The organism is Vibrio sp. 1288 (assembly GCF_033344475.1).
This window is the reverse complement of record NZ_JAWPOX010000451.1, coordinates 1-736: the sequence shown is the minus strand read 5'-3', so window position 1 is coordinate 736 and position 736 is coordinate 1. Positions and strand designations below refer to the sequence as shown.

Genomic DNA, 736 nt, shown 5'->3' with positions numbered 1-736 from the left:
GTGTCTGACGAGAACTTAACGGCGAATCAGCCGATGTCTCCATTGGCAGTGCTGACTCACAATAGCAATTTTCAGCTATTCGAAATTGGTCAAAGTGCGTCGGTTGAGTTAGAACACTTAGCCGAGGGTGGCAGCAATGCCGAGCTGATTGCTCTGATGAACAGTGACGACAACGTCTACCAAGGTGGCTCTGGCAACGGTTTGTTGCTGCCGGGCTCATCGGACGAAGTCACCATCACAGTCAATCCTCATCGTTATGGTTATTTGTCGCTGGCTTCGATGCTCGTGAACACTAATGATGCCTTTGTTGGCGAAACGGGATTATCGCTCAAGTCACTCGCAGTGGGTGACAGTTACGAGATGAACATGAACGTGTGGGATTCTGGCACAGAGCTTAATGATGAATTGGCAGCCACGATTCCCGGCCCTGCGGGTGGCGGAGAAGGATTTAACTCAACCCGAAACGATATGAATGATGCGGTCGCGTTTCACGCTGGCGTCATCAGCCATGATGATGGACTGGCTGATTCAACCTTGTCGGCAAACCATCGTTTTCTAAATCCTGGAGCGAAGGTCACGATCACGCGCGTTGAATAACTCACCTGCTCTGGTGGCGGATCCTTTCCTAAAAGTGTTTGTTCATGCTTTTATCCCTCATTCCACCACCAGAGCACTTTCTGACCTTGTGTGAAGCTGACCTTGTTGAAAGAAATACGGCCCCGTTCCGGTCATTTGC

1 protein-coding gene is annotated in these 736 nt (G+C 50.3%); it reads left to right on the top strand.

What is annotated here, in order from left to right; translation table 11 throughout:
* On the top strand, window positions 1–597 hold a 597-nt coding region (locus R8O11_RS27325; protein ID WP_318194892.1), incomplete at its 5' end, for a spondin domain-containing protein.
* Window positions 598–736: the final 139 nt, after the last annotated feature.